General features: G+C 53.3%; 18 protein-coding genes, 3 tRNA genes and 2 pseudogenes. 9 read left to right on the top strand and 14 right to left on the bottom strand.

The features are described 5' to 3' along the window. Positions 1 to 19: 19 nt before the first annotated feature. Both GRPL_RS12760 and GRPL_RS12765 read left to right on the top strand, forming a co-directional pair. The gene (locus GRPL_RS12760) at positions 20 to 448 is read left to right on the top strand and encodes a DcrB-related protein (RefSeq protein ID WP_032686860.1); all 429 of its coding nucleotides are present in this window, start codon (positions 20 to 22) and stop codon (positions 446 to 448) included. A gap of 199 nt (positions 449 to 647) precedes the next feature. After that, the gene (locus GRPL_RS12765; protein ID WP_032699244.1) at positions 648 to 971 is read left to right on the top strand and encodes a hypothetical protein; all 324 of its coding nucleotides are present in this window, start codon (positions 648 to 650) and stop codon (positions 969 to 971) included. Between the two features lie 58 nt (positions 972 to 1,029). Here the strand turns inward: GRPL_RS12765 and GRPL_RS12770 are convergent, their stop codons facing one another. From GRPL_RS12770 to nac, 5 genes are all read right to left on the bottom strand, one after another. Then, the gene (locus GRPL_RS12770) at positions 1,030 to 1,503 is read right to left on the bottom strand and encodes a YqeJ family protein (protein ID WP_048619355.1); all 474 of its coding nucleotides are present in this window, start codon (positions 1,501 to 1,503) and stop codon (positions 1,030 to 1,032) included. Next, positions 1,504 to 2,382 (bottom strand): winged helix-turn-helix domain-containing protein, encoded by an 879-nt coding sequence (locus tag GRPL_RS12775; protein ID WP_032699243.1) that lies wholly within the window; start codon positions 2,380 to 2,382, stop codon positions 1,504 to 1,506. A gap of 909 nt (positions 2,383 to 3,291) precedes the next feature. After that, entirely contained in the window at positions 3,292 to 4,236 is a 945-nt protein-coding gene (gene ldtA / locus GRPL_RS12780) for a L,D-transpeptidase (RefSeq protein WP_094898035.1), read from the bottom strand. 106 nt (positions 4,237 to 4,342) lie between these two features. Beyond that, positions 4,343 to 5,293: an HTH-type transcriptional regulator Cbl gene (gene cbl, locus GRPL_RS12785; protein WP_015583978.1), complete on the bottom strand. Its 951-nt coding sequence runs from the start codon at positions 5,291 to 5,293 to the stop codon at positions 4,343 to 4,345. A gap of 106 nt (positions 5,294 to 5,399) precedes the next feature. Further along, positions 5,400 to 6,317 carry a nitrogen assimilation transcriptional regulator NAC gene (gene nac / locus GRPL_RS12790; protein WP_004864391.1) on the bottom strand — a complete coding sequence of 306 codons (918 nt, stop codon included), beginning with the start codon at positions 6,315 to 6,317 and terminating at the stop codon, positions 5,400 to 5,402. 329 nt (positions 6,318 to 6,646) lie between these two features. On the opposite strand from nac, the gene GRPL_RS12795 reads away from it, so the two are divergent. Then, positions 6,647 to 6,722 (top strand) — tRNA-Asn (locus tag GRPL_RS12795). Positions 6,723 to 6,815: 93 nt separating this feature from the next. Here GRPL_RS12795 and GRPL_RS27765 read toward each other — a convergent pair. Continuing rightward, positions 6,816 to 7,144: pseudogene (locus GRPL_RS27765) on the bottom strand (LLM class flavin-dependent oxidoreductase); the annotation flags it as partial. 402 nt (positions 7,145 to 7,546) lie between these two features. Between GRPL_RS27765 and GRPL_RS12800 the strand changes: the two are divergent. The 4 genes from GRPL_RS12800 to GRPL_RS12815 all read left to right on the top strand — a co-directional run bounded on the left by GRPL_RS12800 (position 7,547) and on the right by GRPL_RS12815 (position 11,420). After that, positions 7,547 to 8,479: a nucleoside recognition domain-containing protein gene (locus tag GRPL_RS12800; RefSeq protein ID WP_032686857.1), complete on the top strand. Its 933-nt coding sequence runs from the start codon at positions 7,547 to 7,549 to the stop codon at positions 8,477 to 8,479. Positions 8,480 to 8,584: 105 nt separating this feature from the next. Further along, positions 8,585 to 8,836 carry a histidine kinase gene (locus GRPL_RS12805; protein WP_032686856.1) on the top strand — a complete coding sequence of 84 codons (252 nt, stop codon included), beginning with the start codon at positions 8,585 to 8,587 and terminating at the stop codon, positions 8,834 to 8,836. A 137-nt stretch (positions 8,837 to 8,973) separates the two neighbouring features. Continuing rightward, positions 8,974 to 10,428 carry an AMP nucleosidase gene (locus GRPL_RS12810; protein ID WP_032686855.1) on the top strand — a complete coding sequence of 485 codons (1,455 nt, stop codon included), beginning with the start codon at positions 8,974 to 8,976 and terminating at the stop codon, positions 10,426 to 10,428. Positions 10,429 to 10,628: 200 nt separating this feature from the next. Then, positions 10,629 to 11,420 (top strand): HAD-IIB family hydrolase, encoded by a 792-nt coding sequence (locus GRPL_RS12815; protein WP_032699242.1) that lies wholly within the window; start codon positions 10,629 to 10,631, stop codon positions 11,418 to 11,420. Between the two features lie 69 nt (positions 11,421 to 11,489). Here the strand turns inward: GRPL_RS12815 and GRPL_RS12820 are convergent, their stop codons facing one another. After that, a complete protein-coding gene (locus tag GRPL_RS12820) occupies positions 11,490 to 11,945 on the bottom strand; it encodes a MerR family transcriptional regulator (RefSeq protein ID WP_032699241.1) in 456 nt (151 codons plus the stop codon). 175 nt (positions 11,946 to 12,120) lie between these two features. Here GRPL_RS12820 and GRPL_RS12825 point away from each other — a divergent pair, with 175 nt between their 5' ends. Next, positions 12,121 to 13,068 (top strand): NAD-dependent epimerase/dehydratase family protein, encoded by a 948-nt coding sequence (locus tag GRPL_RS12825; protein ID WP_032699239.1) that lies wholly within the window; start codon positions 12,121 to 12,123, stop codon positions 13,066 to 13,068. A 138-nt stretch (positions 13,069 to 13,206) separates the two neighbouring features. Here the strand turns inward: GRPL_RS12825 and GRPL_RS12830 are convergent. The 3 genes from GRPL_RS12830 to GRPL_RS28505 all read right to left on the bottom strand — a co-directional run bounded on the left by GRPL_RS12830 (position 13,207) and on the right by GRPL_RS28505 (position 15,034). Further along, a tRNA-Asn gene (locus GRPL_RS12830) sits at positions 13,207 to 13,282 on the bottom strand. 127 nt (positions 13,283 to 13,409) lie between these two features. Next, positions 13,410 to 14,846 carry an EmmdR/YeeO family multidrug/toxin efflux MATE transporter gene (locus GRPL_RS12835; protein WP_032686851.1) on the bottom strand — a complete coding sequence of 479 codons (1,437 nt, stop codon included), beginning with the start codon at positions 14,844 to 14,846 and terminating at the stop codon, positions 13,410 to 13,412. An 8-nt stretch (positions 14,847 to 14,854) separates the two neighbouring features. Further along, a complete protein-coding gene (locus tag GRPL_RS28505; RefSeq protein WP_219637347.1) occupies positions 14,855 to 15,034 on the bottom strand; it encodes a DUF5951 family protein in 180 nt (59 codons plus the stop codon). 6 nt (positions 15,035 to 15,040) lie between these two features. On the opposite strand from GRPL_RS28505, the gene GRPL_RS12840 reads away from it, so the two are divergent. Next, positions 15,041 to 15,116: transfer RNA gene (locus tag GRPL_RS12840), tRNA-Asn, on the top strand. Between the two features lie 460 nt (positions 15,117 to 15,576). On the opposite strand, the gene GRPL_RS12845 is transcribed toward GRPL_RS12840, so the two are convergent. The 4 genes and pseudogenes from GRPL_RS12845 to GRPL_RS12860 form a co-directional block, all read right to left on the bottom strand. Next, positions 15,577 to 16,314, bottom strand: coding sequence for an amino acid ABC transporter ATP-binding protein (locus GRPL_RS12845; RefSeq protein WP_032686850.1), 738 nt, complete (start codon positions 16,312 to 16,314; stop codon positions 15,577 to 15,579). A 9-nt stretch (positions 16,315 to 16,323) separates the two neighbouring features. Beyond that, the gene (locus tag GRPL_RS12850; protein ID WP_032699237.1) at positions 16,324 to 17,085 is read right to left on the bottom strand and encodes an amino acid ABC transporter permease; all 762 of its coding nucleotides are present in this window, start codon (positions 17,083 to 17,085) and stop codon (positions 16,324 to 16,326) included. Positions 17,086 to 17,090: 5 nt separating this feature from the next. After that, positions 17,091 to 17,786: an amino acid ABC transporter permease gene (locus GRPL_RS12855; RefSeq protein WP_032686848.1), complete on the bottom strand. Its 696-nt coding sequence runs from the start codon at positions 17,784 to 17,786 to the stop codon at positions 17,091 to 17,093. Between the two features lie 23 nt (positions 17,787 to 17,809). Further along, positions 17,810 to 18,404: pseudogene (locus GRPL_RS12860) on the bottom strand (SDR family oxidoreductase); the annotation flags it as partial.

Here is an 18,404-nt window from a genome sequence, read left to right as displayed (position 1 = left end):
CTTACATACAGGAGAGAATATGGCTAACCGTTTAGTATGCCTTGAAGGCACCGTAGATTTTGAAGAAGAGATTAGAAACCAGGCTGTGAATATCATCTCATTCCACCAGGGGCAGCAAATCACGATTAATCGCGACCGCATGCTGCCCGGCAGGTCTTTCGCTGAGCAAATATCATTGCAACTGGACAATGCTCAAAAAATATTTAAACAATTTAATTTTGTCAAAATGGAAGAATGGAAAGACGACGATGTATTTGGTGAGACAATAGAAATTATATTTACTTTCGTATCAGCAAGCGGGCAACGCGTCTGGCAGGTTACTCTGGCATCCTGCATTGCCGGTCAGGATATTATCAATTTTACCAGCGTATACCCTGACAAAGGGAGCATGGAAAGAGAGATTGTCCGGCTTCATCGTTGCGTGAAGCGCTTCATTTTAAACACCTAGTACTATCGCCTGCTGTTTTTACATGAAAACCAGCACCTTGAAATTACAAAAACCAGTAATGAACCAGGTAAAATAGAAGTAATTCTATTTATTTAAACATATACCATAGGCATAATTCATACATCAGAAATGACCGGCAGAAATTAATGCCGGAATATTTCTGTAATTACACTTTATTTTTAACTAAAGGAAGAAACAAATGCGCGAATTAAACGTAATGGAAATTGATGCCGTCTCCGGCGCGGGTCTTTTTAGCTCTCTGACCAGCGCGATTCTCGGCGCAACGGCGGCCGGGTGTGCTGGCGCGATCATTGGGGGGATGCACGGTGGTGACGGCGGCGGAGTCCTGGGCTTTGGCGCCATCGGCCAGCTGGTGGGGATGATTGGCGGCGGCCTGATCGGCGTCGTTGCCGGAGCCGTCGGTGGCGCGGTGGTCGGCTGGGATGACCCGGGCTCAGTGACTTCTACTGTGCTCCAGTTTGCCAACAACGTCAGCAACGGAGATTTCATGCGGGCCGCATGATTGCCTGACTAACCACAAGGTGCAGATCATTCTGCACCTTTTTCTTTTCCGCAACGTATTAATCAGCGGCATTACAGATATAGGTAGGTAGCGCTGAGATCATAAAAAGATAGTTGCCATTTTTTTGTTGGTTTATTCGAATATGAAGACTCTTGTCCGGGTACACGAAAAAATCAGGTTGGTACTGACTCAACCAGCCATCGTCCACATTATCATCCGGAAACTTAATATTTTTCTCTGATGTCATATAATAGATATCCTGATGCCGGCGCATGATAAACGATATTTTACGGTTAAAAATATTCTGCGGATCAGATCGCGCACGGCCATTAATACTCACCACGCCAGCCTGACCGCTAAACATAAAACGGAGTGAAACATCGATATTTTCATTTGCATAATGCTGAGAAAAGCTGGCAACGCAGGAAAAATCATCAGGCCCTTTTTTACTCCATAATGAATAAATGAACACCGCGGCAGTCGCTGCCGTTAATACCGGCAGCAGTACCTTTAATTTACGGCTAATTCTCACTTACTGGTCCTCAAAAAAATAATCAGAAACACAACTGTTGGGTTCGTTCATCTGCTTATCACAGCGAATAACGGAGGTTCTCGGCAGCAGCGGAAAACGAGTAACGTATACCCAGGGATAATTTGTGCAGTTCTCCAGGAACTGGCTGGCTCGTCTGAGAGCGGAGGAACGCTCTTTATCAGAGATAATGGCGCCCGAGAGATGGATGTGACAACCCTCAATGGTTTTCAGGAAGTCGTAGTGAGAAAAGTACTGGTTTTGCCCCTCAACATAACGACTCGTCGCGATAAATCCTACGCTAAGAATAATGGTCAGTAGCGCCCCGGTCATCACGCCTGGCAATGAGTGACGGCATCCTGTCTTGCGCCTTGTTTCCGGGTGTTCCGGTGGTTGTATTTCTTCGTTCTCGGTTATCGCCGATTCGCCATCAACCTGAATTGATAATGGAGGTTGCGTTTTAAGTGTCCGTTCCTGCAGCGTTTCATCAAAATTGATACCGTTAGAAGGCATAGGGCTGGTTTCAACCTGCTGTTCGGAGGTCAGTTTTTTAATATATACGCCACTGGCCAGCGTTAACCCCACGCGCGAAATCGTCACCACCAGCTCTTCATCAAGGCCCATCTTTTTAAGGCCTTTACGCAGGATAGAAATGTTTTGATAAAATGTATTAGTGGATACCTGCATACCGCATTTTGTCCAGACAATATCCAGGAATTCTTGCTGGGTAACGATACTGCCAATCCGTTCAATAAGAAGCAATAAACACCGACTGGCTGGTGAATTTAAGATAATAACATTGTCATGATTATTAAGGTCGCGCAACGTACTGGTTGCCGGATGAAACTCAACGGTTCCATTTATAATATAATGGTTATGCATACGTTTACGTCAAGGCTCCTGGTAAAATTCAGGCACTGGCAATAATCCACTACGTACAATAACCCCACCAGAGATTGTTTTATTGTTTGGGTAGCGGGTTATGAGACTTCCTGATACAACATGACTAATAACGAACAGATGGAAGCGAGACAACTATAATTAATATAATCTACTACGGATTTAACATATCTTATTCATCAAGAAAACCAGCAATAAAATATGCATATTAGACTTCCTGCCATCATTAACAAATTAAAGCACGCATTTAATTCTTAATAAACATTAAGACAGTCCCAGTATAATCACAGCTCCGAGGAGCAGACCAACTGTTTTTAACCAATAGATATCCATTATTTGATAGGCAAAACAAATCATCCAAAATATAGTCAGCACTGTTATATTTTATCCAGCAATCGATATAATTCTTATATTGTGATTTATTGAGATAATTTCATAAACAGAATTCATTGATGCGCTTGATTTTAATCATTATTTTTTCACTCATTGATTTAAATCAATTATGACTTATCTAAAAAATTAAATAAATCAATCAGGATTCTTTATCTTTCCTTAAAAAATCATCCACAAATCTCACGCCAGGGCTCGCCCCCACGCTTAAAAATATTCAGCGTATAATGTGCCAGCTGTGATGATTCATAGAGGAGAAATAAGAATATTCCCTGATTTTAAAGGACCTGATGATGAACGAAGATTTTTTATTTTTACTTAAATGAGGGGGGCCTGCAGATTTTCATTTAGCTAACTCATCAGCCAGTGAGTGATGAAGGTCCCCCAGTCAGAGGAACCTGATTTAAAAAGCCCGCTTCAGGAAACTTAAGCGGACTTTTTGCTTTGCTGCTTTTGAATTCACCCGCAATGGGTTATTTCCACGCCAACGATCGCGCGCCGCTAGCTCCCGATATGGCTTTGGGTGCCAGCCTCGCTGATATTAACCGGCATGCCTGAGCGTCGTTCGAGAGCCTGCTCCGCCCGAATCACATTGACACCCACCCCCTTCACAAACGCCTGAATGCCTGCGGTCAGGGGTAACGGCACTTTTCTGTCCGATTCGTATTCTGCGCGGTTACGCGACAGCGGCTCATGAACTTCAACCCAGCGACTACCGTCCGGCTCTTCGGTAAACTTCACCGGCTGATCGATAATCTGCACGCGGGTGCCAACCGGGACGTTGTCGAACAGATATTTAATATCGTCATTCCGCAGGCGAATACACCCCTGACTGACGCGCAGCCCGATACCAAAATTAGCATTAGTGCCATGAATAGCGTACAACCTGCCGATATAAATCGCGTACAGTCCCATCGGGTTATCCGGCCCGGCCGGAACGAACGCCGGCAGACTTTCGCCTCTGCGGGCATATTCACGCCGCGTGTTGGCCGTTGGCGTCCAGGTCGGCGCTTCCTGCTTACGTTCTACGGTCGTGACCCAGTTACGCGGCGTTTCACGCCCCGCCTGGCCGATACCAATTGGCAAAACCTCAACGGTGTTGCCTTCCGGCGGATAGTAATAGAGGCGCATTTCCGCCACGTTGACCACGATGCCTTCACGAACCGTAGCAGGCAAAATCAGCTGCTGCGGGATCACCAGCGTCGTACCCGACCTCGGTAGAAAGACATCAACGCCGGGGTTCGCTTCCAGCATATTGCTCAGCCCCTGCCCGTATTGCGCCGCAAAGGCTTCCAGCGGTTGAGTATTATTGTGCGGTACGGTAATCAGCTGCGGGCTTCCCACCAGGCGGCTTCCTTCCGGCGGCAACGGATAACTTACGGCCAGCGCACTCTGGCTTGAGAGAATAAATAAAAAAGAGCAAAACCATTTCACACGCCGCACCATTTATTTCCCTTCCTCAGTCGCGACAATCGTGAATGAATTATAGCGTTTTTCTCACCTCTTCGTGGCAGCGGACCGCTGTTCCTTTATCCGCCACCGCGAAAATCTTTCAAATCTGATAATCAATGGCCGCTTCTTCCGGCTCCATTGCCTGACGTTTAATTTCATCCAGCGACAGCCCGGCGTTGCACAGCTCGATAAACCGCCAGACATAATTGCGCTGCAGTTGCCCGCGTTTAAGCCCTAACCAGACGGTATTCGCATCGAAAAGGTGCCGGGTTTCCAGGCGGGTAAAGGTGTCTGACTCCCGGGCATCGCCCGATTGTTCCGCCACCAGCCCGACGCCGAGTCCCAGCTCAACATAGGTTTTAATGACGTCGGAGTCCTGTGCGCTAAGGACAATATCCGGCATTAGCCCTTTACGGTTAAAGGCTTCATCAATACGCGAGCGCCCGGTGATGCCCTGCCGATAGGTAATTAACGGCCAGCGAGAAATAGCTTCGAGAGTTAAAGGGGTCGTTTGCACCAGCGGGTGATCTTTCGGCACCAGCAGGCTGTGATGCCAGCGGAACCAGGGAAAAGCCACCAGCGTCGGATCGTTACTCAGACGTTCACTGGCGATACCGATATCTGCGCCACCGTTATGCAACAGCGCTTCAATCTCCTGAGGGGTGCCCTGAATCAGTTCCAGCCGCACATCGGAAAAGAGCTCCCGGAAAGCTTTAATCACCGGCGGCAGGCTATAGCGCGCCTGGGTATGAGTAGTCGCAATGGTGAGCACACCGGAGGCATCGTTGGTAAACAGGTCGGCAAGACGGCGGACATTGCTGGCTTCATTGAGAATGCGTTCCGCAATGGATAAGAGCGCTTTACCCGGCTCCGTCATCCCCAGCAGACGCTTACCGCGTCGGATGAAGATCTCAATCCCCAGCTCTTCTTCCAGTTCACGGATATGACGGCTCACGCCCGATTGCGATGTATACAGCATATTTGCGACTTCCGTCAGGTTGTAATCCTGACGGGCAGCCTCACGAATAATTTTTAGTTGCTGGAAATTCACCCTTTCCTCCGGGCTATCAGACATAACATATGCTCTATTGTTAAAGTCTGTTGTCCTTACTAACAAATAATAAAAACCAGCAACTTATTCCTTTCGGGAATATAGATTAACTTACCAGCAACAATTCACGATTTTCCAGCGAAGGACGACTCACCAGCGAAAGCAAAATCTCTTTCACCGCCTGTGCCTGCGGTGACAGACTGCCCTTCGCCGACATATTCAGCGATAACGACAGACTCATCGAGGGCGTACTGATCCGCGCCATCCAGCCGTTTGCCGCTCCGCACAGCGATCGCGCGGCGGACTCTGGCAGCACGGTAACGCCCATTCCACTGGCAATCGCCGCGGTTAGCGTCGTAATGGATTCAATTTCACCGATAATTTTCGCCGACAGACGACGCAGGGTGAACGCTTCCGTCACCCGCGCACGTACCGCGCTGTAATCGCGCGGCAGGAACAGATTCATCTCCGCCACCGCGGTCAGATCGACGCTCTGTCCCGGGCAATCGCGGGTCCCCACCAGATAAAGATCTTCTTTCAACAAAGGCTGGCTGATAATGCCAGCTACCGGCGAACGCTCGTAGAGCACGGCCATATCCAGCTGACCGCTGAGCAGTTTATCGTTAAGGATTGTCCCGCTACTTTCCTGCAGATAGACCATCACCTCGGGCAGCTCATTGCGCACCGTTTGCAGCAGCGGCATGGTAATGGCAGAAGCCGCGGTCCCCGGCGCAAGGCCAATCGAGACCTGGCCGCTGAGCGTATGACCCACGTTATTCACCGCCAGCTGCGCCTGCTCGCACTGACGCAGGATGGTGCGCGCATGGGTATAGAGAATCTTCCCGGCTTCGGTCGGGGTAACGCCGCGCTTTGTCCGAATCAGCAGCTGCTGGTCCAGTTCGCCTTCCAGGGTCGCCACCTGCTGGCTCAGCGCCGGTTGTGCGATGTGCAAGACTTCAGCAGCCTGGGTCAGACTGCCGATATCGACGATTTTTACAAAATACTTCAGTCGTCTTAAGTTCATTTTGCCTCCTGTAAGGAAAGCCAGTACCAACGCTGGCTATTGAGTTACAGAGGTTTTGCAATTTGCTTGCCAGTTTTTTTGCATCGGTGCAAAGGCCGCTACAGGCGGCGTGATAAGCGATTCTGATAGCAACAGAGTATTTATTTGCCCGGTAAGCGGATTACGCTATGCCCCATTAGGGGTATATTTGCACCACAACGGTGCGCATTGATGGAAAACAGCGCAAACGCATCCCTGTTGCTGAAATTGTCAGCAATCAAACAGATTCGGGTGATTCTGCCTTTGACAAGGCCATGAGCCGCCGTTAATATGCGCCCCGTTCACACGATTCCTCTGTAGTTCAGTCGGTAGAACGGCGGACTGTTAATCCGTATGTCACTGGTTCGAGTCCAGTCAGAGGAGCCATATTTAAGAAGCCCGCTTAAGGAAACTTAAGCGGGCTTTTTGCTTTTCTGCATTTATCCCTCACATACTATTTTGTCAGCCAATCCTCAGTGTCTGAAAATGTTCGCCTTTTCCCCGGTGGTTCACGGCCTGAATTTTCTCGTCGACAAAATAGCGCCCGCTCGCCTTATCCGGTTGCCCCCCTCCTGCCAGCCTTCCCATAATGTGCAGGTCACTTCGAGGAATTCATGGGCCACCGCGTAGCGCTCGGCGTGCATCGGCATATTTTCGCGACTGAAATTGCGCGCCACATCGCGAGAAAAAGAGGTCACGACGTTCCACGCGGCGCGACCGCGGCTGATATGATCGAGGGATGAAAAGCTACGCGCCAGATTAAACGGATCGCTGAAAGTGGTGGAGGCCGTCGCCGCCAGACCGATGCTGACACTTTGCTTATCGCACGCTGTAACCGGAGAGATCTGAGCCCACTCAATCTCAGCCCTCCTCCGTGACTCGTCGCGCTCCGAACGACAATATGCCGGGAACGAGTCTCCTGGCGGCCCCTCGCGCTTTTTATCTCGAGCAGGGGCTATCCTCTGACCCGCGTTCGACAGACCTGTCCATTTTTCATCTCTCCCACGGATAAGCCGCAGCGTTCATCGAATAATGCCCGGGGCAAACATAAGTTTTATTTTAATAATAATCCCCGAAATATGATTTTCTTATTTACACCACAATAATAGCCCGGTGCGGCGCGAGCGCTACCATTAAGGCGTATCATTTCCGTCTGACGAGGATTATGATGATGGCTATTATCATTTCGCTATTCGGTGCTTGAGAGTTAAATGGATCTTATCGGCATTATTATGTCGGCGGGAAAATCCTCCGTTGATGTCGCGCTTTATACGCTATTACCCATTATGGTCGTCATGCTGATGATCATGAAATATCTGGAAGTCCGCGGGGTACTGGACGTTATCGTCCGCTGGGTCGCGCCGCTGCTCAAACCTTTTGGCCTTGGCGGGATGAGCGCATTCGCGTTGATTCAGATTAACTTCGTCAGTTTCGCCGCACCGTTGGCGACGCTGGCCATTATGGATAAGCGTGGCGTCTCAGATCGCCAGATGGCCGCAACGCTCGCCATGGTCTTTGCCATGGGTCAGGGCAACGTCTTTTACCCTCTCACCCCTTTCGGACTGCACTGGATGGCCTCGATTTGCATTTCGATTATCGGCGGTCTGTGCGCGGGGGCGGTCACCTGGCACGTCATCGGGCGCCGTCTGTCAGTGATAGAGAATGCCCGGGCGGAGGTGCTACCCAACGCCGAACAAAACAGCCAGGGCGTGATTGCGGTCATTAACAATGCGGGATCGGATGCCATTCGTCTTGCGCTCGGCGCGGTGCCGATGCTGATCCTGTCATTAACCATCGTCGGGGTGATGCAGGCGGCCGGCATCATCGACATGCTCCAGCATCTGCTGATGCCGCTGCTACAGTGGCTGCATATTCCAGTCAATTTTGTCCTTCCTGCGCTGGTCAAATGTATCGCAGGCGGTACGGCCTATTTTGGCGTGGTCTCTGAACTGGTGCAGCAAGGCAAAGTCACCATCAGCCAACTCAACGCCTCCGCCGGACTCTTCATCCAGACCTTCGATCTGCCCGGCATTGGTATATTCCTTGGCGTGAGCTCGCGCTTTGTTCGGCTGTTCCGCTTTGCCGCCCCTGGCGCTATCATCGGTATTCTTATTCGGACCATTATGCACGTGACGATATTCTGAATCTTTTCAGATTAAACGCATCCTAAACCATTAGGCTATTCTTATTGTAAGAAAAAAGGTAACGGGCAATTATCGCCTGAAATAACGCTGAACAGGGAATGTCTTATGGAGTGGTGGGTAAAAAAAGTACAATCATCCAAGCAACCGCAAGATTATTGCGCAGTATTACAAAGCGCGCATTTAATGGTTATTGCCGAAATCACCACCCGGCAATGCGCTTTACAGTGCGGAGATAAACTCACGCCGCTGGCAAATGCCCTGTATTGCCTCAATGACAATCCTGCGCTGACATTAAAAGTGATAAAAGCCACGCACTTCAGCAGCGAACGCTGGGCGGAAATCGCCAAATCTGATTAATAAATCAGCGACCGGCCCTTCAGCAACAATATTTAATTCAATCACTTTCACCGCCGAGCGACTGAAATTCCCCTTCGCTCTTTTCCGTCTGTGACATACTATCAAGCATGTCAGCAGACCTGAAAAAAGGAGCAAAGATGAACCACAAGGCCGCCAGTCTGACCCCGGAACAAGCACTGAATCAGCTTGAACTGCAGTATGAGCGTTCGGTCAATGCATTACGTAAAGCCATCGGCGAATATATCAACCACAGCATTCTCCCGGATGACGACGCGCGTGCTAACGGCTTGTTTGTCTATCCGCAGCTGTCCGTTTCATGGGACGGCGCTGACCATAAAGCGCTAAAAACCCGGGCCTGGGGCCGCTTCACCCATGCCGGTTGCTACACCACCACCATTACCAATCCTAAGCTGTTTCGCGCCTACCTGCTGGAGCAGCTCACGTCGTTGTATCAGGATTACGGTGCGCATATCAGCGTCGGGTTATCGCAGCATGAAATTCCTTATCCGTATGTCATCGACGGCTCTGCCTTAACGCTCGATCGCTCGATGAGCGCGGGGCTGACCCGCCATTTCCCGACCACCGAACTATCGCAAATTGGCGATGAAACCGCCGACGGGCTGTTCCATCCCACCGAACACCACCCGCTTTCCCATTTTGACGCCCGCCGCGTCGATTTCTCACTCGCGCGCCTGCGGCACTATACCGGGACACCGGTCGATCATTTTCAGCCGTACGTTCTGTTTACCAACTATACCCGTTACGTTGATGAGTTCGTGAGCTGGGGGTGTAGCCAGATTCTCGATCCTGACAGCCCCTATATCGCGCTCTCTTGCGCCGGTGGGATCTGGATAACAGCCGATACGGAGGCGCCAGAGCAGGCCATTTCCGATCTGGCGTGGAAAAAGCATCAGATGCCCGCCTGGCATCTGATCACCAAAGATGGCCAGGGTATTACGCTAATTAATATTGGCGTCGGCCCGGCGAACGCCAAGAACATCTGCGATCATCTGGCGGTGCTGCGCCCTGACGTCTGGCTGATGATTGGCCACTGCGGCGGTCTGCGTGAAAGCCAGACCATCGGCGACTATGTGCTGGCCCACGCCTACCTGCGTGATGACCACGTTCTGGATGCGGTACTGCCGCCGGATATCCCGATTCCCAGCATTGCCGAAGTACAGCGCGCGCTGTACGACGCCACCAAGCAAATCAGCGGCATGCCTGGCGAAGAGGTTAAACAGCGGCTGCGTACCGGCACGGTGGTCACCACGGATGACCGCAACTGGGAGCTGCGCTATTCCGCCTCAGCGCTACGCTTCAACCTCAGCCGCGCCGTGGCCATCGACATGGAGAGCGCCACTATTGCCGCCCAGGGCTACCGCTTCCGCGTCCCGTACGGCACGCTGCTCTGCGTCTCCGATAAACCGCTGCACGGCGAAATTAAGCTGCCGGGCCAGGCCAACCGCTTTTATGAAGGGGCGATCTCCGAGCATCTGCAGATAGGCATTAAAGCTATTGATCTGCTGCGTGCGGAGGGTGACCACATGCATTCGCGCAAACTGCGTACCTTCAACGAGCCGCCGTTCCGCTAACCTTCTCCCCTCTTTTCCCGACGCGACGACGGACAAAGAGAAAGCGACAAACCGAGCTCACGACCGACCACCGTCAGCCCGCCCACAGGCGGGCTTTCCCCTCAGCACCGGACTTCAGCCACGGTATAACTCATTGCCTTCCGTTATAACGCCTGCGCGCCAAAGCGCGATAACATCGTTTCTTTGTATTGGGAGTGGATATGCGACCACTTGCGCTGGTATCACAGGGACTCTTCTCCTCGGTAAAATATGTTCTGACCGATATGGATGAAACGCTCACCTTTAACGGACGGCTTTCCGCCGCCACCTATAGGGCATTAGAGCGGCTGCAATCTGCCGGTATTCGGGTTATCCCCGTCACCGGCGCCCCGGCAGGATGGTGCGATCAGATGGTCAGAATGTGGCCTGTCGATGGCGTCATCGGTGAGAATGGCGGCTTTTTCTTTCAGCGTGCCGCCGATGGCCACGGGATAAACCGCCATTTTTGGCATGCGGACAAGCAGGCCGACATGCAGAAAACACTCACCGCGATTGCGCGGAAAATCGCCGGACAATACCAATGGGCAACCCTTGCGGCAGACCAGCCTTTCCGCCTCTCCAGCCTGGCCTTTAACCTGCCCGCGCATAGCGCGCACATTGACACGCTGCGTGAGTCGTTGCACGAGGCCGGGTTAAAGACCACGGTGAATAACTTATGGGTGCTGGCCTGGTCCGGGGAATACGATAAGTTAATCATGAGCCGTCACGTCCTCAGGACCTTTTACCATCTGGATGAACGGGCCGGACAGGAGAGCGTCTTTTATAGCGGAGATTCTGAAAATGACGCCCCGATGTTTGCCGGATTCAGGCATACCCTTGGTATGAGTACCCTGCGACATCACCTGGCGGCCATCCCGACGCTGCCTGCGTGGATAAGCGTGGGTCCCGGGGGAGACGGTTTCATCGAAGGGGTGGATAAAATACTGGAGCACAAAAAAGCACAGGCGTCGTGACTTAATACAGAGGTGTCATCCGCCAGCAGGCAAGAAGAACGCTTAGCTTCCCGCTGAGCGGAAATCGTTTTACTCCGGCTGGTCACTTTGGGGGCAGGTGTCGACACTCTCTTCTAGCCGCCCAGGATCCAGCAGTTGCCCTGTCAGCCGCTGCATATTCTCCTCACATGAGATCCCATCGGGCCGCTCGGCGATGCTGGCGATCAGATTCAGCAGTTCTGCCTTACTTTGCGCAAGCTGCTTTTGCATCAGATCAATCTCCGCTATACGCCCCTGCAGCGACTGTATCAGCGCCTCGTGATCCCACCTTTTCTGCCGTTGCGGTAAAAAGCGGCGAATTTGCTCCAGAGAAAACCCCGCACGCTGCGCACGATCGATAATCTTCAGCAGATCGGCCACATCGGCAGAATAATTTCGGTAGCCATTTCCCTGGCGCGGAGGTGGCGTAATCAGCCCTTCGCTTTCGTAAAAGCGAATCCGCGAGGGGGTTATCCCCGTCACTTTTGCCAGCTCACCGATTCTCATACCTTCCCCCTCTTGACCTTAAAGTTAACTTTAAACTTATACTCGTTAAATGGTCAACAGAGGCATGCTGCCGAATCTGTATGTGGACCGGGTTCAGGATCAGATAATGCCTTTGATGGCTGACTGAACCGGCGCGACATACCGTACAGCATGCCAATTGAAATGAGGAACTGATATGCAAACCATTCTGGGAGCCAGCGGCCAGATTGCCCAGGAACTTGCCCGTGAGTTGAAACGCTCATATACCGATGACCTGCGACTGGTCAGCCGCAGTCCCCGAAAGGTAAACGCCAGCGATGTTACCGTCGCGGCAAATCTACTTGATGCGGAACAAACGCGAGAAGCGGTCAAGGGCAGCAGTATTGTCTATTTTGCCGCGGGGCTACCGACGAACTCGGCCCTTTGGGAGCAACAGTTCCCAACAATGCTGAAGAATGCGCTCGATGCAACTCGCGCGGCGGGCGCCAGGTTTGTCTATTTTGACAATACCTATATGTACCCACAGAACGGCGATCCGCAGACGGAAGAAACGCGCTTCGCCCCCCGAGGGCGGAAAGGAAAAGTGCGTGCGCAGATGACAAGCAGGGTGCTGGAGGAGATGGAACGCGGAGCCATTCCGGTCGTTATCGGGCGCGCGCCAGAGTTTTATGGACCGGGAAAGACGCAGAGTTTTACCAACGCCCTGATCATCGACAGACTGAAAACAGGCGAACGGCCACGCGTACCGGTACGTGACGATAAGCTGCGTACGCTCATCTGGACACCTGACGCCAGCCGCGCCCTCGCGCTCCTCGGCAACACGCCGGACGCTTTCGGCCAAAGCTGGCACCTGCCGTGCGACGACGATCGCTTCACTTATCGCCAGTTTGTCACCCTGGCTGGTGAGATTTTCGGCAGAGAGGCGGAGTATTCCGTTCTCAAAAAGCAGATCCTGATCGCCGCGGGACTTTTCGTGCAGAGGGTCCGCGAGCTGCGGGAACTGCTGCCGCGTTATGAGTATGACAATCTGTTCGAGTCGGCAAAATTTAAGCATCGCTTCCCTGATTTCACCGTCACAACGTACCGCGAGGGTCTGGAACAGATCTGCCGGGAATGGCGAAGCCAACGGACGAAAGCCCGATAGCTGCCTGAACCCGGGTTACAGCCTCTGGGGCCTGCCGTCGCGTGGGTATGGGCGACGCGGGATTCTGGTTGGCTATCTGGGACAGCGTCAGAAAAGCAAAAAGCCCGCTTAAGTTTCCTTAAGCGGGCTTCTTAAATATGGCTCCTCTGACTGGACTCGAACCAGTGACATACGGATTAACAGTCCGCCGTTCTACCGACTGAACTACAGAGGAATCGTGTGAACGGGGCGAATATTAACGGCGTCGCCTGGCCTTGTCAAAGGCTGTTTTCACAATTTAAATCGTTTGCCGATTTATTCTCCACTTTGGGCAAAAAGTACCGTTTCGCCCGAAAAAAAGGTTATGTTTCGTCGACTTGAATCTTGCTGCGCGGATATTTCCATAGCCAGCGCCCGCTGACCATTCGACAATAGAACAGCACGCCACGCACCGCCCAGTCGAGCACCATTCCCAGCCAGACGCCAATCACCCCCATTCCCAGCACAATGCCCAGGGTGTAACCCGCCACCACACGGCAGCCCCACATTCCCAGCATCGATACCCACATGGTGTAGCGCACATCGCGCGCGCCTTTAAAGGCACAGGGCAGGATCCACGAAGTGGCCCAGATAGGCATAAAGAAGGCGTTAAGCCACAGTAGCTCTTTGACCACCACTTTGACATCTTCTTCGCTGGTATAGAAAGAGGCGATAAGATTGGCAAACGGCGCCGTCCCCCACGCAATCACCGTCAGAACGATGGTGGATAACCAAAAGACGTGCCACGCCTGGCGCTCTGCCTGCCCGATTTGCCCTTTCCCCAGCCGTTTACCGGTAATAATCGTCGACGCGGAACCCAGCGCGTTCCCCGGCAGGTTAATCAACGCGGCGACGGAAAAAGCAATAAAGTTGCCGGCGATAACGTTGGTCCCCATCCCGGCAACAAACATCTGCGTCAGCAGTTTACCGCCGTTGAACAACACCGACTCGATGCTCGCCGGGATGCCAATGCCCATCACTTCCCAGATAATCGCCAGGTTGAACGGCTGGAAGTAGCTCTTCAGCGAGATACGCAGCGCCGGGTTAAAACCAATTGCCAGCACCCAGACTATCGCCACGGCACCAATATAGCGGGCGATGGTGAGCCCGAGACCGGCACCGACAAACCCGAGGCCCGGCCAGGAAAAAATGCCGTAGATCAGGATGCTGCTGATAATAATGTTGAGGATATTCATCCCGCCATTGATCAACAGAGGGATTTTGGTGTTACCCGCCCCGCGCAATGCGCCGCTGCCAATCAGCGCAATGGCCGCCGCCGGGTAGCTCAATACCGTCAGCTCCAGATAGGTCAGCGCCATGGCCTTCACTTGCGCCGAGGCATCGCCGGCAACAAAATTAATGATCTCGCTGCCAAATGCATGGATCGCGACCGCCAGCAGAACAGAGAACAGCGTCATAATCGCCAGCGATTGTCTTGCCGCCGCCCTCGCCCGCCGCCGGTCGCGTTTGCCGAGGCTAAAGGCGACCACCACGGTCGTACCGAGATCAATGGCGGCGAAGAACGACATAATCACCATATTAAAACTGTCGGCCAGCCCCACCCCGGCCATTGCCTCTTTTCCCAGCCAGCTGACGAGGAACGTACTCAGTACGCCCATCAGCAAAACGCAGGTGTTTTCGAGGAAAATCGGCACCGCAAGCGGGCTGATTTCACGCCAGTAAAGTACACGATAACTTTTACGCTTTTTGAACCAGGAAGTGCGTCCGAGGACCTGGCTTACTGCGGAGGTGACGTTCAAAGGAGACCTTAGTGAGAAAAGTTGAAACTACATTTCAAATAATGATAGAGAATGATGGTTCCTGCAAAACATTTTTCCTTATTAATTGTCGGTAATAGCAACAAATTGTTGATGGAAGCGGCAGTTGAACCTTTGCGGGCAAATTGATGTTTGACAAAATTTTTTTCGCCGCTAAGATACGACTCCACAACGATTCCTCTGTAGTTCAGTCGGTAGAACGGCGGACTGTTAATCCGTATGTCACTGGTTCGAGTCCAGTCAGAGGAGCCATATTTAAAAAGCCCGCTTAAGGAAACTTAAGCGGGCTTTTTGCTTTCGTACATCCTTACGAATCCTGATACGGCATGAATTCAACAGGTCAGGTGAAAGCGCTTCCCGGGGCGTTGAGACTTTACCCGCCATATCGGTAAACACGGGGAGTCAAATCCGGCGCCCTCCCTGAGATATCAGGCACCGAGGCTTCGCCTTACCGGGTTGAGACGAAACCAGATGACCTCTCTTCAGCAGTCAAAGCCGCGCCCGTGCAACGCAATACGGCTTTTTTATTGGCTCCGTCAGGACAGAAAGGGATGACGGATGCAGATATCAGGCATCCATATCAGTGCCATGAAAAATATTCACCGACTTCCTGACATCAGCACACGGCCAGGGGGCAGTACAACCATCAGGCCAGCAGTTCCTCCGCAGCTTCTGTTGCAGCAGGTGCGCAACGCGCTGGCCGCTCAACGTTCTAGTGGACCAGCAAATCATTGAGGAAACGCCTCGCGCGCGGATGCTGCGGTGCGGTGAAGAATTTATCCGGCTCGGCCTTTTCCAGTATTTGTCCCTGATCCATAAACCAGATCGTATCGGCGACGTCACGGGCAAAATTCATTTCATGGGTCACGCACATCATGGTCATCCCTTCCTGCGCCAGCCCGCGCATCACGCTCAGCACCTCGCCGACCATCTCCGGATCGAGTGCGGAAGTCGGTTCATCAAACAACATGACCGGCGGCTTCATCGCCAGCGCCCGGGCAATCGCCACCCGCTGCTGCTGGCCACCGGAAAGCTGCGCCGGGTAAACGTCAGCCTTGTGCGACAGCCCCACCCGCTCCAGCAGCTCCCCGGCATGGCGCCGGGCTTCGGCGCGCTTCTCGCCGAGCACTTTCACCGGCGACATCATAATATTCTCCAGCACCGAAACGTGCGGAAACAGGTTAAAACTCTGGAAGACGAAGCCGATTCGCGTTCGCAGCTGGTTCAGCCGGGTGCTTGAGCCATGAATATCGACGCCGTCAAACAGGATCTGCCCCTGTTCGATGGGCTCAAGACGGTTGACCGTCCGGATTAGCGTCGATTTCCCCGATCCGGAAGGACCGCACACCACCACCACTTCACCGCTTTTGATTTCGGCACTGACGTCGGTCAGGGCCTGATATTCCCCGTACCATTTATTCACCTGATTGAACAGAATCATCGGTCGCATGGTTGCTCCTTATTGAGTTTGTGATGACGACGGGTCGAGAACCAGCGCCGTGACCGGCTTTCCCGTGGCGGACTGCGCGCCTTGCCTCCTGCTGGCGATACGCAGCTCCAGGCGATTGGCCAGCCACGTCAGGCTAAAGTTAATGATGTAATAGCTCAGCGCCACGATGGCAAAGACCTGGAACGGTTTCGTCAGCAGCTGGTTACTGACCTGGTTAGCCGCATAGGTCAGCTCCGGCACGTTAATCACGTAGCCGAGGGTGCTATCCTTGATAATTGACACCAGCTGGCTGACCAGACTCGGCAGCGTGTTGTACAGCGCCTGCGGCAGAATCACCAGGCGCAGCGCCCGGATGTGCCCCATTCCCAGCGCGCGGGAGGCTTCATATTGCCCCGAGGGCAGCGCCTGGATCCCGCCGCGTACGATTTCAGCGATATAGGTGCTCTCGTAGATAATCAGCGTACACAGCATGGTGCTGAAGCCGCTGATGTTGTGGCCAATCAGCAGCGGCACGCAGAAATAGGTCCAGAACACCACCATCATCAGCGGGATACCGCGCAGCAGATAGATCCAGCAGGTTACCGGCCAGCTCAGCCAGCGCCACGGCGAGAGGCGAGCGAGGCATAGCAGCACGCCGACCGGGAAAGCGAACAGGACCGCCAGCAGCGACACCAGCAAGGTACACAACACGCCGCCCAGCGGACCATCGGGATACTGTCCCATCAGCAACAGCAGGCCGTTATCGTGCAGAATCGTGAAAAAATCAAACATACAGATTACCTCGCATACGCGCGCTGAAAGCGGCGGGCCAGCAGCGCCCCCATCCCCATCAGCAGCAAAGAGAAGGCCAGGTAGCCTACCGTCGCCACCGTATAAGCTTCGAAGGTGCGGAAGGTCTGGTTTTCAATATCGCGCGTCACGTAAGTCAGTTCGGCGACGCCAATGACCATGGCAAGGCTGGTATTCTTAAACAGCAGCACGGTGTGGTTAATCACCGACGGCAGCGCGTTACGGATCCCTTGCGGCAGAATCACCAGCCGCATGGCGCGCAAATACCCCATTCCCAGCGCCCTCGCCGCCTCATTCTGCCCTGCGGGGATGGCACGCAGGCCGCTGCGGATGTCTTCAGAGAAGTAGGCCGCCTGGCACAGTCCCAGCGCGACCAACGAGAACAAAAACTCCGCATTCATCTCGTTAACCCACATCTGCAGCGACTCGGGCAGCAGCGTCGGAATCGCGAAGTACCACATCATCAGCTGAATAAGCGTCGGTACGTTGCGGTGGTAGGAGACATACGCCGCCACCAACAGCTGCGCGAAGCGCTTGTTGCTCAGGCGGATCATCACCAGCACCAGCGCAATAAACATGGCCAGCAGCCATGCACCCAACGCCAGTTCCAGAGTGACGACGGTGCCATCAATAATCATCTGGCCATAGTGGCCAGTCATCACGTTACTGAAGTCGAGTGCCATATACCCTCCTCGTTTGCCGTCATTCAGGACTCACGGTCGCCGGGACGCATCGTGGATAGCCCACCGGGTACCTGCAGCGTCGGGGTGATCTCAATATTGCCGATGTTGACCGCCACCGGCGCGGCGAGCGCGAAAGCCACGCAGTCGGCGATGTCTTTTGCTTCCGGCAGCTCGAAACCCTCGATAAAGCGACGACGCGCCTCTTCATGATCGCCGGAAACATTGCCGAAAATCTCCGTCGCCACCCGCCCCGGGCAAATTTCGGTAATTCGCACCCGCTTGCCGTAGCAATCGACGCGCAGCTGGCGCGACAGCGCGTGTACTCCCGCTTTGGTGGCGTGATAGATAGAGTTGCCATTGAAGTTATAAATCGCGGCGATGGAGGTGATATTAATGACGTGGCCGCAGTCGCGCGCCACCATTCCCGGGACCAGCAGCCGGCACAGGTGCAGTACGGCGCGCAGGTTGACATCCACCTGGGTGTTGATCCAGTCGGCCTCGGCATCGAGAATCGATCCCGGATGAGAGACGCCGGCGTTGTTCACCAGAATATCGACCTGCAGATCGCGGCACAGCTCGGTCAGGCGCCGACAGATCGCCGACGTCGACGGCGGTGGG

The organism is Klebsiella planticola ATCC 33531 (assembly GCF_000735435.1).
Classification (GTDB): domain Bacteria; phylum Pseudomonadota; class Gammaproteobacteria; order Enterobacterales; family Enterobacteriaceae; genus Klebsiella; species Klebsiella planticola.
Note: the sequence above shows the minus strand (reverse complement) of the source record. Positions and strands in the feature narration are given on the sequence as shown.